This is a genomic window from Chitinophagales bacterium (genome assembly GCA_041392475.1).
GTDB lineage: Bacteria > Bacteroidota > Bacteroidia > Chitinophagales > UBA2359 > JAUHXA01.
This window is the reverse complement of record JAWKLZ010000001.1, coordinates 2,670,110-2,684,072: the sequence shown is the minus strand read 5'-3', so window position 1 is coordinate 2,684,072 and position 13,963 is coordinate 2,670,110. Positions and strand designations below refer to the sequence as shown.

10 protein-coding genes are annotated in these 13,963 nt (G+C 40.8%); 6 read left to right on the top strand and 4 right to left on the bottom strand.

What is annotated here, in order from left to right:
- Window positions 1–258 precede the first annotated feature (258 nt).
- The 3 genes from R3E32_09935 (at window position 259) to R3E32_09925 (ending at window position 3,651) form a co-directional block, all read left to right on the top strand.
- Complete coding sequence (locus R3E32_09935; protein ID MEZ4885032.1) at window positions 259–678, top strand: nucleoside-diphosphate kinase; 420 nt, start codon at window positions 259–261, stop codon at window positions 676–678.
- A 480-nt stretch (window positions 679–1,158) separates the two neighbouring features.
- Window positions 1,159–2,694: an ATP-binding protein gene (locus R3E32_09930; protein MEZ4885031.1), complete on the top strand. Its 1,536-nt coding sequence runs from the start codon at window positions 1,159–1,161 to the stop codon at window positions 2,692–2,694.
- 345 nt (window positions 2,695–3,039) lie between these two features.
- A complete protein-coding gene (locus R3E32_09925; protein MEZ4885030.1) occupies window positions 3,040–3,651 on the top strand; it encodes a hypothetical protein in 612 nt (203 codons plus the stop codon).
- 46 nt (window positions 3,652–3,697) lie between these two features.
- Here the strand turns inward: R3E32_09925 and R3E32_09920 are convergent, their stop codons facing one another.
- Window positions 3,698–4,516 (bottom strand): site-specific DNA-methyltransferase, encoded by an 819-nt coding sequence (locus tag R3E32_09920; protein MEZ4885029.1) that lies wholly within the window; start codon window positions 4,514–4,516, stop codon window positions 3,698–3,700.
- A 94-nt stretch (window positions 4,517–4,610) separates the two neighbouring features.
- Between R3E32_09920 and R3E32_09915 the strand changes: the two genes are divergently transcribed.
- On the top strand, window positions 4,611–4,865 hold the full coding sequence (locus R3E32_09915; GenBank protein ID MEZ4885028.1) for a T9SS type A sorting domain-containing protein: 255 nt from the start codon (window positions 4,611–4,613) through the stop codon (window positions 4,863–4,865).
- Between the two features lie 174 nt (window positions 4,866–5,039).
- Here R3E32_09915 and R3E32_09910 read toward each other — a convergent pair whose 3' ends face one another.
- Window positions 5,040–6,467, bottom strand: coding sequence for a DUF839 domain-containing protein (locus R3E32_09910; protein MEZ4885027.1), 1,428 nt, complete (start codon window positions 6,465–6,467; stop codon window positions 5,040–5,042).
- Window positions 6,468–6,765: 298 nt separating this feature from the next.
- Window positions 6,766–10,524 (bottom strand): gliding motility-associated C-terminal domain-containing protein, encoded by a 3,759-nt coding sequence (locus R3E32_09905; protein MEZ4885026.1) that lies wholly within the window; start codon window positions 10,522–10,524, stop codon window positions 6,766–6,768.
- 66 nt (window positions 10,525–10,590) lie between these two features.
- On the opposite strand from R3E32_09905, the gene R3E32_09900 reads away from it, so the two are divergent.
- Complete coding sequence (locus tag R3E32_09900; protein ID MEZ4885025.1) at window positions 10,591–11,466, top strand: hypothetical protein; 876 nt, start codon at window positions 10,591–10,593, stop codon at window positions 11,464–11,466.
- 139 nt (window positions 11,467–11,605) lie between these two features.
- Here the strand turns inward: R3E32_09900 and R3E32_09895 are convergent, their stop codons facing one another.
- Complete coding sequence (locus R3E32_09895; GenBank protein MEZ4885024.1) at window positions 11,606–12,265, bottom strand: CARDB domain-containing protein; 660 nt, start codon at window positions 12,263–12,265, stop codon at window positions 11,606–11,608.
- A 178-nt stretch (window positions 12,266–12,443) separates the two neighbouring features.
- Here R3E32_09895 and R3E32_09890 point away from each other — a divergent pair, with 178 nt between their 5' ends.
- Window positions 12,444–13,955, top strand: a complete 1,512-nt coding sequence (locus R3E32_09890; protein MEZ4885023.1) for an aminotransferase class V-fold PLP-dependent enzyme — start codon at window positions 12,444–12,446, stop codon at window positions 13,953–13,955.
- Window positions 13,956–13,963 lie beyond the last annotated feature (8 nt).

The window sequence follows — 13,963 nt, the reverse complement described above, 5'->3', positions numbered from 1 at the left end:
ATTTGTTATAATAAATTGAAAATCAGGTATATTTACGTCTAATCTGCGTCTCACTTTCTAAATAAATATGAAAAAATAAATGAATGATTTTGATTTTTTAGACTTCATATCGCACAAGTTTTACAAATGAAACCTTCAAGATTCTTATTATTTATTTCTCTTCTCCAATCAATTATCCAAGTGCTTGGAGAAGATTGAATTTTTATTGCTAATTTTGCAGCCATTTTTCACAAAATTCATTAAAATTTTTATCATAACATGGCAAGCAATCGAACTTTTACAATGGTTAAGCCAGATGCAATGCGAAACAATCATGGTGGTGCTATTTTGGCACAAATCGAGAAGGCGGGTTTTCGTATTGTAGCAATGAAATTAACCAAACTATCTGCTGAAAAAGCAGGTGGATTTTATGCAGTGCACAAAGAACGTCCTTTTTACGGAGAATTGGTCGAATTTATGTCTTCTGGTCCTATCATTGCCGCAATTTTAGAGAAAAACAATGCCGTAGTAGATTTTCGTACCCTCATTGGTGCAACAAACCCTGCTGAAGCTGCTGAAGGCACTATCAGAAAACTGTATGCCACCAGCATTGGTGAAAATGCAGTACATGGTTCTGATTCCGATGAAAATGCAAAAATTGAAGGTGATTTCTTTTTTAGCAAATTAGAGCAATTTTAATTTCTACTCGTTTTACTTTCTTTGAATGGTTAAATTGTGAATCGTTACCGAATTGTAAATGCATATTTTATTACAATTGTTTAAAGGTAATAAGCAATTTAACCATTCTCTTTTTATTACCAAAGTAATTGTGTAAATTTAGGAACACTTTTTGATTCATATAAAACCAATCACCACCCCTAATTTTTAGATTGCTAATAGGATAAACTCAAACGAATGTAATGCCCGCATGTATCAATGTAAGGTTACAGTGTTTTGATTCCAGCATCCAAACCCATCTCATTGCAAAAGTTGTGTCCACTTTGAGAATATGCAAAAAACATATCAAAAAAGACATAAGTATGACATACTTTTGAATACATTTGTTATTTTAATCGTATAATCAATAAATTCAACTATTCTCAATGTTCTTTATCTCGACACAAACCATGAATCCCAATAGGATGTTGCCATCATCCATCAAACAAAACCATAAGCTGTATGCTTAGTTCGATGAATATAAAAAATAAACTGATAGTTATTCAGTTACTTACAGCCGTTGTAGCAATTATATTATGCGGTGTGTTTTTTGGATTAAGTTATTTCAATGAATTGAAAGACAATGAAATAAAGAATTTATACTTTAGTAGTCGAGTCACAGGCGAGCTGACCAATGTACATTTGGACTTTTTGAATCAAGGACTGAATGTTGAAGACGGAACAACCGAAATCAACAAAGTTTTAGCCAATTTTTCTACACAACCCGAAGTCGTGAGTGCCACAGTATTTGATGCAAAAGGAAATGAAGTAACGAGATATACCAAAAAAGGAGAAAAATACTACAATAACTATGATACCATAGACTCTCACAAAGATCTTTGGCATGAAGTCGATGGTAATTACTACAATGTTTACAACAATATTTTCTTCAATGCAGAATTTGAAGGGCGACTCTGTATTAGATACAAATCAAAAGCCGATCAAATACTTCAAGATATTTTCAAAATTTCTGCAATTGTTCTTTTCATCGGTTTCATTGTAGCCTTTGGCTTATCCTCAATTCTCCAAAAATCTATCTCCGATCCCATTTTGAAACTGGTATCAAGTATGCGTCAAGTATCAGAATCAAAAAACTACGACATACGAGTAGCCCAAAGCGGCTCGGATGAAATTGCAGAATTGTCTAGCGGCTTCAATGAAATGCTCTATCAAATCAAACTCAGGGACGACGAGGTTCAGACGGCAAGAAACAGCTTGGAACAACGAGTAGCAGAAAGAACAAAAGAACTGCACGAAAAAGCTCGAGCCTTGGAAATCTCCAACAAAGAACTCGAACAATTTGCCTACATAGCGTCCCATGACCTGCAAGAACCTCTTAGGATGATTGGTAGTTTTGCACAGTTGATTGCCCGCCGATACAAAGGAAAAATCAATGGAGAAATCAATGACTACATTGACTTTATCGTAGAGGGTGTGTCGAGAATGCAAAACCTCATTGAAGATTTGCTCCTATTTTCAAGAGTCAATACCCGCAAAACCAATTTTGAGCAAGGCGACTTCAAAAATATCATTGAAAAGTGTAAATCCAATCTTCGGTATGCCATCGAAACCAATGAGGCACAAATTACCTACACCGAAATGCCTACCCTCATCATAGATGAATTGAAGATTTTGCAGCTTTTCCAAAACTTGGTTAGCAATGCCATTAAATTTCGGTCGGATATTCCTCCAATTATACACATTGCAGCGGAAGAACAGGAAGACCAATGGCTTTTTGCAGTGAAAGATAACGGTATCGGAATTGAAAAAGAATACGGCAAAAAAGTATTCATGATTTTCCAAAGATTACACAAAAACACCTATCCAGGAACAGGCATCGGTTTATCTATCTGCAAACGTATTGTGGAATTGCATCGAGGAAACATCTGGTTTGAGTCCGAAGTTGGGCATGGAACCACCTTCTTTTTTACCATTTACAAACACATCCAACCTGCTAAATCCGAAGAAGTTGCTGTTGCCAAGACTTCTACCTATTGAGTTTGAGTAGAATCAATGAAAGCATATATTTAAATGAATCTTTCAAAATAATTCTATCTGTGCCTTTAAGTTTTTGACAAGTTCTTGGAGTATGAAAGAGGGATTTGACCCTTCTTGATTGTAGTAAAAAAAGGCAAAAGTACCTACGCCAATACAAGAAATAGTATTTATTTTTTAAAGGCACACCTCGAAATAATTCAGACCAACTTGGATTATTAACCAATTCTAAATCAAGTGATTTTTGAGTATTCAATTGTAATTTCAATTTGAGTTTTCACTAAGTGTAGGCTTTTTACTAAAAAAGTAGTATTTTTAGCGAACAACTAAACTTACTACGTCAATATTTTGCTAAAAGTAATTGTACACTGGTCAAAAGACATTCCTGTAGAAAAATTAAAAACCCATCAAGAACGCACCAATGAACACCTCTACTTGGTGCTACGAAAACGCCCTTATACACTTTTGGGAATCTACAAGCCTTTGTATATTGGGATGGCTTATCGGCAGAGTGTGTACCGCCGCCTCAAATCTCACCATAAACTCAATAAAATCATCTCACAACAGTATGGACTGGGAAAAATAGTCGTTCGTATCGGCAAAATAGAACTCTCTACAAATAATCGCATTTCACAAGATTTGGTAGATGATATTGAGTCCGTTTTGATTATCAATGAACAAACCCGCTACAATGTGATTAGTAAAAAGATTTACAACGGTAGAACTTTAGAAATCACTAATAAAGGTACTTACCGTCCCTTGCACCGCCGAGTAAACTCCGTAAACTTGATTAAAAAGCGTTTGGTGTCGGGTTTTGGCTTGGTTTTCACGCTGTTATTAGCCATTGCTATGTTGTACTTTTCGTTCAGCGAAACAGGCTATCAGATACTTGTGCAATGGGTAGATAGAGCATTGGGGAATGTAGATTATTTCTGGAATGCCTTGATTTCGCAGTGGTAAAACCAAAAACTGATGATTCTATCGAAACAAAAATTTACCCTCCTTTCTAAAAAGTAATTGACCCGGTGGTCTTTTGAATTCGATTTTTAGCCAACTCACAATATTCCGCATCAATTTCTATCCCGACTCCAATGCGGTTGTTGTCTTTCGCTTCAATAAGTGTCGTTGCGCTCCCGCAAAAAGGATCAAACACTACATCCTCCAAATAACTGAACAACTTGATGGCCCGATAAGGCAAAGTCCTCGGAAAAGGCGTAGGATGTCCAATTCGTTTTTTGCTCTCCCCATTGAAGGTCCATAAGCCATTTGTCCAGTCCATAAACTCCTGTTTGGTGATGTCCGATTTTTTCGAGCCAGTAGTTTTTTTCCAGTCTTCTCTGTACAAAACAACGATGAGTTCGACAGGCGCAATCACATAAGGTGCAGAGGCCGAAAGCCATGAGCCCCAAGCTGTTCGGCGTGAAATATTGCCTTCGTTCCACACAATAGTCGAGTGGTATTTCCAGCCCACTTTTTGTGCCAACTGTGTCAAATCCGCTCCTACACTTCGCTGTCCGCCCTTGTTTTTGTCCAACGGAATGTTCAACAGAAACCGTCCTTGAGGTTTTGTCCAATTGTAACAGTTTTGCATCCATTTCTCGGAAAAGTTGAGGTAATCTTGATAGGTAAGTGTGTCGTCATTCGATTTGTAATCAATGCCCACATTGTAGGGAGGAGAGGTGACAATCAGATTGATAAACGGTTCTTTGAACAAATCAGCCTGCAAACTATCTGCTTTCAATAGCAACAACTTTTCTTCTTGGTAATAAACGGATGCTTTTTCTAATGCTTGTTTTTCAATAAGTTGTCCGATTGGATTGTTCATCTGTTGAAGAGAGTCTTGTTTTGGGAAATAGATAAGAAGATGGCAAAAATAGTAAAACTAATGGGGATTTGGGGTCGAATCTGAAAGTGGTGCAATTTTTAGGATAGGACACTCCCCACACATTTTCCCCAATCCCACCCAAGACCAAGTACAATTGGCTTGGAATACTCCCGCCACACAACTTTCGGTTTACAATCTGACAGGACAATTGGTAGCTCAAATTCACTTGAATTTGGGGCAGAAAGCACTGCAATTGGAAGTGGTGGATTGGCGGAGTGCGGTGTATTTGGTGGTGTTGGAGGATGAAAAAGGAAGGGTTTTGGGGAGGGAGAAGATGGTGGTACGGTAGTCACTCCAACTGTTGCCAAAATTGGAAATTGTTGGCAAAGTTTTCGTTTATTGGTAAACCTTGTCAACGGCTGCAAGCCTTGACAACGGTTGAACGAAATCACGAGACAACGAAACAAGTTGTGCATTTGAAAATTTTCAATAATCTGATTTAGAAGCGGTTGTTCGTTACTCACTAAGCCCCTCCTTTCCAATCCCCCGTAATTGCCAAGGTCAAACCCTCATGTTGAATATTCACAAACAAGGTGTTGCCGTCAGGAGAAAACGTCACTCCTGCCAACTCTGAATTATAACCCACATTCATTCCCAACACATAAAACTCCCCCTGAGGAGTAATGCCAATAATACGAGGAGGATCGTCAGTATCTTCACATGTAATAACATCGCCCCATGGCGCAATCGTCAGGTTGTCACAGTTTTGTAGAAGAGAAATATTGTTGGGTTCGGCAAACAATTCAATCGTGCCAGGATGGGCCTTTTCGGTATCCGTACCTTCATCCACGCTCGGTTTGTAGCGAAAAATCTGCCCTTTTTTGATTTGACCACCATTCGTACATGCGATATACGCCTCCCCATTGCCCCAAGTAATCCCTTCCCCACGAGCAAAACGGGTAGCCCCCCGCTTAAAACCCTCATAACGAAGCTCATCATAAGGAGAATCCACATCCTTCATGTCTATCCAAGTCACTTCCATTGGCTGCCCAATCGGAAATTTATCTCCTGTCAATTCGGACCAGTTGCGGGTATCGGTGCTTTTATTGTCTATAATCGCCAATGCTTGTAAACGGCCTCCTTTTTCCAATTCACCAGGCACATTTGGAATAAAGCGGTAAAAGAGTCCATCCCATCGGTCTTCGGTCAGATAAACAATGCTTGTTTTGGGATCTACTGCAATCGCTTCATGGTTGAACCGCCCCATATCTTTCAACGGAACAGCTTTGACCAAACCCACAGTTTCGCTTGCAGGTACTTCAAAACAATAACCGTGATTTTTGCCCACCATGCCACCAACTTCGCCAGCCTTCACCACCGTTTCTTCGCAGGTAATCCAACTGCCCCACGGTGTTGGTCCACCCGCACAGTTGCGGTAGGTGCCACCCAAACTCAGGTATTGGGTTTCCACTTTTTGGGTTTCGGGATTGTAAACCATCGTAGTCGTGCCGCCCAATCCAGGAAAATCATCCTTGCCAATATCGTAGAGTTTGCTGCGGTCAATTTTCGCCATCAACTCATTTTTCTTGCCAAAAGCCGTATTACCCAACTTGATTTCGTCTTTCTCAATGTTGATTTCATGGTTTCGCACGATGATCACCCGCCCATCTTTACCTTCAAAAGTCGCCATTCCATCACACCTACCAGGCACCAGCAATCCATCGTCCATTTTATCCCCTTTTTTCGAGATAATCTTGTAAGAGAAACCTTTAGGCAGGTTGAAAATTCCCAAAGGGTCTTCCCTCAATGCGCCATATTTCATTTTAGAAAGGTTGGTCGTCATGGCATTCGTACACGTAGATTGCAGCAAAAAACTCTGCAAACCCATGAATCCTAAACCTGTCATTCCCAACCGTTTGACGAATTGTCGTCTATTTTGTGTTCTTTTCATGCGATTTATTTCAGTGTCATAAATTGTATTAGACGTGAGACAAAAAACTATTGCCAGTAAATGATTTGGGTCTTTGACAAAATCTGTGATTTGAGACTTCGGAAGTTTGCCGCTTACAAAATCAAAAAACTATTTCGCTAAAAATTAACCTCTTATAAAATGAAACTTCCGAAGTCTTTATTACTTACACAAAAATTGTCACAGAACCAATGATTTAAATAAAATCATATTGAAAATTCAATTTTCTGATAAACAAGCATTCACGTCTTACATCTTGTGTCTTACGTCTTACCTCCTTTTACCGTATCAACACCACCCACCCCTGTTTCCGCAAAGTCTTTTCTCCACAAACCGCTTCAATAATATAGGCATACGCCCCCACATCTTGCAGTTCATTGTCCAACACCCCGTCCCAACCTTCACCTGCAGTCGTAGTAGTATAGACTTCCTTACCCCAACGATTGTAAACAGAGAATTGCAACAATTCGTCAAAACTTTGGGGAGCAGGGAAAAAACGGTCATTCACTCCATCTCCATTTGGACTAAAAGCGTTGGTAATCAAAATTTCCGTACAAAGCTCAGGTTCAGGCGCGTCCAAAGCTTCAATGCTGACCATTGCCGTAGTCGTACAACCCATTTCATTCGATACCGTAACCATAAAAACCACATTTTCTTGGACGGTAAATATAGGGTTTGTCACCGTAAAATCAACCATTCCTTCAACCGAAGACCATTCTACCGTGCTAAAATCACCCACTACCTCCAATTGCAGATTTTCCCCACGAACCGCACTTTGATTTGGGCTAATGAACGTTATTGCAGGGTAATCGCTCACTTCAACAGTCGTTTCCAAAACTGCACTACAACCCGATTCATCCGAAATCAAGACTTGGTAAGTTGTCGTTGTTGTCAGATTTGCTTCTGGTTCAGCACAATCTTTGCAAGACAAACCCGCAGAAGGTGACCATTCATACATACTACCACCTGTTGCAGACAATGAAAATGTATCTCCTTGGCAAATTGTTCCACCTTCAACAATACCCACATTTTCCAGCCCATTCACTTCAATAGCAGTCGTCAATATAGCACTGCAACCCGAATCGTCGCTTACAACAACTTGGTAAACTGTTGAAGTCGCAGGATTTGCAGTAGGGTTGGGGCAGTCCGTACACGTCAAACTTTCGGAAGGCAACCATTCGAAAGTCGCACCACCTTCTACCAACAAATCTGCCGTTTCTCCAACACAAATTGCTTCCTCAGAAGCCGTAAGTGTGGCCGCCAAACTGCCAACTTCAATGTTCACTTCCTGCGTGATTTGGCTATCGCAAGCATCGTTGAGCGAAATAGTAACTTGATAAACAATGCTTTCGGTGACATCTGCAATAGGATTCGCACTATTCGGATTGTCCAAACCCAAGGTCGGCAGCCAAGCAAACGTTGCAGTAGGAGGGAGGGTGCCTTCAATGTATAATGGCACGTTTTGAGGCTCACAAATACTGGTATCTGATCGAATCGAAAAGTCGACAGCACTGGGTACATTGATGGTAATTTGCTCTGAACCCGAACAGCCATTGTCGTTAAAAGTAACGGTATAGGTTGTTGTTTCTGTTGGACTTGCTATGGGATTCGCAATGTTCGGATTGTCGAGGCTTTCGGCAGGTTGCCAAGAAATCGTGGGCAGTGTTTGAGGCGTTGGGGGGCAAACGGTGAATTGAATATCGAGGCGTTTGAAGCCATTGTTGATATTGGGGCCTAAGCCCAAATTGCAGCCGCCTCCCGAAGAACTGAAGGCTCGAAAAACACAAGCATAATCCACAGTCGTATAGGCTATTTGGTCAAATAGCGCACTGCCACTCGCAACCGTAGCATCGTTGTAACAAATTTCAATCAAGAGGTTCGACATGCCATCCCATTTGTAAGACCTAAAAAAGTCGTGCCTGTTCCACCCTGCAATGGTATTGAAGGTATTGGCGAAATACACCTCTTGCAGTCCCAACTGAAAATCGTTGATGAGTTCAACGTCCGTGCAGCCCATTTTGATGCTCATTTCGTGGTAGGTGACATTGCCGCCAGAGAGCAAATTGGTGATATTGAAGGCAATGGCATTGATATAACCGCTTTTCATACCCATTGCAGCTAAGTCGTCACGCTTATACAAAATTTGCAATCTGTTTCCCTTTTTATCGCCATGATAAGGCGTATAGGTCACTTCTGAGCCTTCCATTTCACCCAATTCATAGATTGTCGATTCGCCACCGCATTGTTGAAGATCCGTTTCTATACCACAATTCAAGATTTCATTAAAAATACCTGTGGCGGACAATTGAGTGCTTTCGCCCAAACAAAGTTCGGTGTCCTCCGCGTTCACTGTCACCTCACCCGTAAATGACGAAACGCCAATGTTGAAGTCATGCGTCACGATGCAGCCCGATTCATTGGAGCGCACACTGACGGAGTAGGTCGAGTTTTCGGTGGGAGTCGCTATAACTGCCGCCGCCGTAGGATTGTCGACCTCGTTGGCAGGCGACCACTGATAGGTATAAAAAGAAGGTTCTCCACTGATTGGCAGTGCATACATTGCTGCAAAATTACCCTGACAAACAGTAACATCATCGCTGAAATCCAGCAAAAGATCTTGTACCACAGTCACCTTCAATTCGTCCGAAAGGTTGCAACTGTTGGTAATGGTGTAAACCAATTCTGTGTTTTCGGTTTCGGTTGGGAGAATTTCAACCAAACTGTTGTCGGCGTTTAAAAAGGTAAGATTCGTGGTTGGACTCCATATAAATTGTCCGCCTCCTTCAATCGCTACCTGCAATGCTCCACCTGAATTACAGTAACTTAAATCAGGTCCAGCAAGTGGTTCTCCTACCACTTCAATGGTGTAGGTATAAACCAATCTTGATGAAATGGGGCATCTGTTGTCATTCACTTCGATTTCGAGAACGTGTAGCCCTACATCTGCAACGGAAGGAAACCAATCAAAATTGGCGATTCCAGGGTTATTAGGATCGGGGATCTGACTGAAATTAGCCCCGTTGAAGTCGGCAATGTTTCGAGCCGTCACCGTAATTTCGGCATCGGCATCGGCATCTGCAAATTCAAAGTCTAAATGTACATTTTGACCAGCACAGACCACAAAGCTGCTTTGGTCGGGCGGTATTTGTGGTAATGTAATGGGAGTAACTCCTTGATTTTCACAATCCAACACGACAAACTGCATATCTCTAATTACCGAACCAATCAACTTTCCATTGCGGTATTCTTCTACCAAAACGGCTACAACTGGGAACTGTGCCAAATTGGTTTCAAACTGAATCTCGCCTGTTGCATCGTCAAACGTGAAAGAATTGGTCAGAAAAGGATTGTCGGGTGTACCTCCATTGGTATAGGGAATGGGATTGTTTAGGCCGCTAAGTGGTTGAATAAGTGTAAACTGCAAATCGTCACCATCCGTTTCGATGACTCCGTGTGTAAAAGTGGAAGTTTGGGTGCAGTAATAGCCAACTGGAATACCCGCAAAACTCGGGGCTGAATTGCAGCCCTCTGTATTGTCTAAAGTAGCTTGTACATAAATTTTCTGCAATTCGGGTGACACGAGGTTGGTAATTGTGGCACTCCTAAACTCCAATTCTGTCAGGCGGTAACTGAATATCCAATCGGTGCATTTTTTGGGTAGTTTGACTGTTCCTTCAAAAATGTATTTTTTTACCCCAGGGAAATTTCCATTCTCGCAATTGCTCTGACCATTGTTGAGAATGTCTTCACAAAGTTGCGACACTTCCTCTCCTTCAATGTTAAGGTCTCGGGTCAATTCTATATTTAGGGCTTCCCCACAACTATTCGAAAAAACATTGACCAAAACGCTGGCAGCGGGTTGCTGAATGATAACACTGCCACAATCGAAGTAGAAATCGAGTGTAACCGTATAGGTTTGCTCAGTTTCGTCCAAGCAAGCATAGGTCAAATCTACTGCCATGGCATGGTTGGCAGATAGTTGTTTGGGAAATATAAAGAAGCTAAAAAGAAAGATAAAAAGTGTACGAATTGACTTCATGTATTTTCGGAAACTTTGGTTATTTTTGAAACGCCCAAAGTTAACGTTTTTAAAAACAAAGAGATTATGCGATTGACGACAAAAGAATATGAACAGTTTCTAGAGATTTACCCACGATTGGTGTTTTTTGTAGGTAAACGCAAAGAAATGCTTGGAAAAAAGGTTCAATTTGAGGACTTTACACAACTTCCTGTGGAGGAAAGAATAGCGATTAGAGATGAATTGTTCAAGTACCCTAAATGGATAGATGAATATGTAAGACTTCACAAGGAAGAATTGTCAGAAGAAACGATAGAAATTGTATTGGGGTTCAAGAATTTTGTAGAAGGGGAGTTTGTTTTGTTGAAATTTTTGAAGGACTATACGATTTTTTTGCAGGATAAAGTGGCTTATGGAGTATTGAGTTTGGGAGATGAATTTGAGGATTATTTAGGAAGAGATATTCCCATTTATGTCAAAGCCGTATTGTTGCCTTTCAAAGGAAAAATCATTTTTGATGGTTTTATGCAATCGCATATGGTGCGTTTTGGTCGAGTATACAAAGCCTCCTTTAACGAAAGTTATAAGGTGGCGAAGGCAACTTATGGGATTGTCACTACTTTACCTTTTGACAATCAGCCTGCTTATAAAAAACTGTCGGTGATAGAACAGATGAGGTATTTCTTAAAAAATGCAGACCATAGAGAGCAATTTGAAGAGGATATTGAAGATCTTTTGGAGACTCGTTCCGAGGTAGTGCCTGTTTATCATGAAGAATGGGGTAAAATACATGCGCTTAGGTTTAAAAAACAACTCAAGCCGTTGGGATTGCACAAAGCGTATTATGCTATTTTGGAAGGAGTTTTGATTTGTAGTGCCGTGGATAAGGAAAAATTGGAGGAGGAATTGAGGAATATAGTGCCAACATCAAAGTGGGAGTGGGTGTATATTTTTCGGGCTTAACCAGAATACAATGTATCATTTAGGTTCTAACATCAACTCAAAAGATATTTTCAATAGGGCAGAAACTGTTTTCTCATAGTGAAAATATCTTTTGAGTTGATAGCAACAAATGTAATGTTTTGCGGGATGTTTGAAAAACCTACTTACAATACACCCGAAAAACTTGAAATCCAGTATTGTTTGCCTCATTCATTTCTGCAATTTTCTGCCCCGAATCCGCTACTGCTCCCACATACATATAGCCATTGGCACAAATGCGACGGTCAACAGTTGGCACACGGGTAGTCAGTTTGTAGGTCGCACTTTCACCAGGCAATAAAGTGCTGGTGTTGCTGATGCGTCCACCAATTGCCAACATATCTTCTTGGAAATTATACGGTTGTGGTAAAATGGCATATTGGACGGGGGCAGATTGGTCAGTGGAAAAAATGATGTCAATCATGTAGCCTTCTTGTGGTTCGTCATTGGTGCCGAGTGCTTTGGACGTGCGGCTTCTGTTGCGGATGGTCACTTCAATGTTCAAAGGTTCGGGGTTGGTGGTAGCGTAACAAACAAGAGGATTGATGGTGATTTTTTCGATGACCAAATCGGGTCTGGAGTTTTGAACGGGCGGTTTGATTGTGCCTTTATTGGAGGGGATTTTGAGTTTGTACTTATCTTTTTCAAACACGTTTTTGTAGGGCGGAATTTGCGGTTTGCCTATTTCGTCTTGTGCAAACGTGGATAAACTGGCAAATATCAAACTGAACAATACGATGATTGTGAAAGAATTGCGGATAAAAGCTGCGAATGTTTTCATGATAAAAGGTTTTAAAAAATGATTCAATTTTTTTGTCACCTTTTAATGGGATTTTTTGAAGGGATGTTACCGATGCAATGCAAAATTATTGTCGTTCTGATTAAAAATTCGCAACAATGTGCAAGAAAATGTCCGTAAAAGGATAATTTTGATTTTTAGTAAAAATACACCTAGGTTTATGAAAAATTCCCGTCAAACTGCTGCTGCTTTAGCCCCAAAAAATAATGTTTCTTTAGAAAAATACTTTCAAGTTTTTCGTGAGAACATCATCGGATATGACCAAACTTTTCCAACTCCTTACGGCGAAAAGAAATTAATTTATGCCGATTGGACTGCAAGCGGACGGCTGTATGGACCGATTGAAGCCAAACTTTCGCAGGAGATGGGGGCTTTTGTGGCGAATACACACACCGAAACAACGGTGACTGGAACGGCTATGACCCTGGCTTACAACCGATCTAAAAAAATCATCAAAAAACACGTTGGAGCTGATGAAGACGATGTGATTATTATGGTGGGTTCGGGTATGACAGGGGCGGTCAATAAATTTCAGCGTATTTTGGGCTTGAAGGTTTGTGAAAAACTGCAAAAATATACTAATGTTCCTGATAGTGAGCGACCTGTGGTTTTTGTGACTCACAAAGAACACCACTCGAATCATACCTCTTGGCTCGAAACCATCGCACAAGTAGAGCGCATAGAACCTACGGAGGACGGTTGTGTGGACTTGAATTGTTTGCGGGATTTGTTGGAGCAATACAAAGACCGTAGAGTCAAAATTGCAGCGATTACCTCTTGTTCCAATGTGACAGGATTGCAGACTCCTTATCACCAAATCGCCAAAATAATGCACCAACACAATGGATGGTGTTTTGTAGATTTTGCTTGTTCTGGCCCTTATATTGACATCAACATGCACCCCGAAGACAAGGAGGAAAAACTGGATGCGATTTACTTTTCGCCCCACAAATTTTTGGGAGGTCCAGGTACGTCTGGCGTATTGATTTTTGACAAACAATTGTACTCCAATAAAATACCCGATCATCCAGGTGGCGGAACAGTGGCTTGGACGAATCCTTGGGGCGAGCGTCAATATTTTGAGGACATTGAAGCCCGTGAAGATGGCGGAACGCCTCCTTTTATGCAAACCATCAAAGCGGCTTTGTGTGTGCAGTTGAAGGAGCAGATGGGTGTGGAAAATATTTTGCAGCGAGAGCATGAACTCCTTCAACGAATTTTTACTGCATTGAAGCCCATTGAAAATTTGCACATTCTTGCCGAACAACACGAAGACCGCTTGGGTGTGGTTTCGTTTTATATTGACGGTTTGCACTACAATTTGGGTGTAAAACTGCTCAACGATCATTTTGGGGTACAAACAAGGGGCGGTTGTGCGTGTGCGGGAACGTATGGACATTACCTGCTTCACATTGACCGTCAAACATCTAAGTCTATTACTGATGTGATTGATACGGGAGATTTGTCTGTGAAACCAGGTTGGATTCGTTTATCCATTCACCCTACAATGACCAATGCCGAAGTTGATCATGCGCTGTCTGCCATCCAATACGTTGCCGCCAATCATCTCAAAATGGCGACAGATTACGATTATTGTTCACACCACAATGAGTTTAAGCATCGTTTGGGGAGTGATTTTGAAAAGGACTTGGTGGAAGAATGGTTTAGCTAAGAGGATAG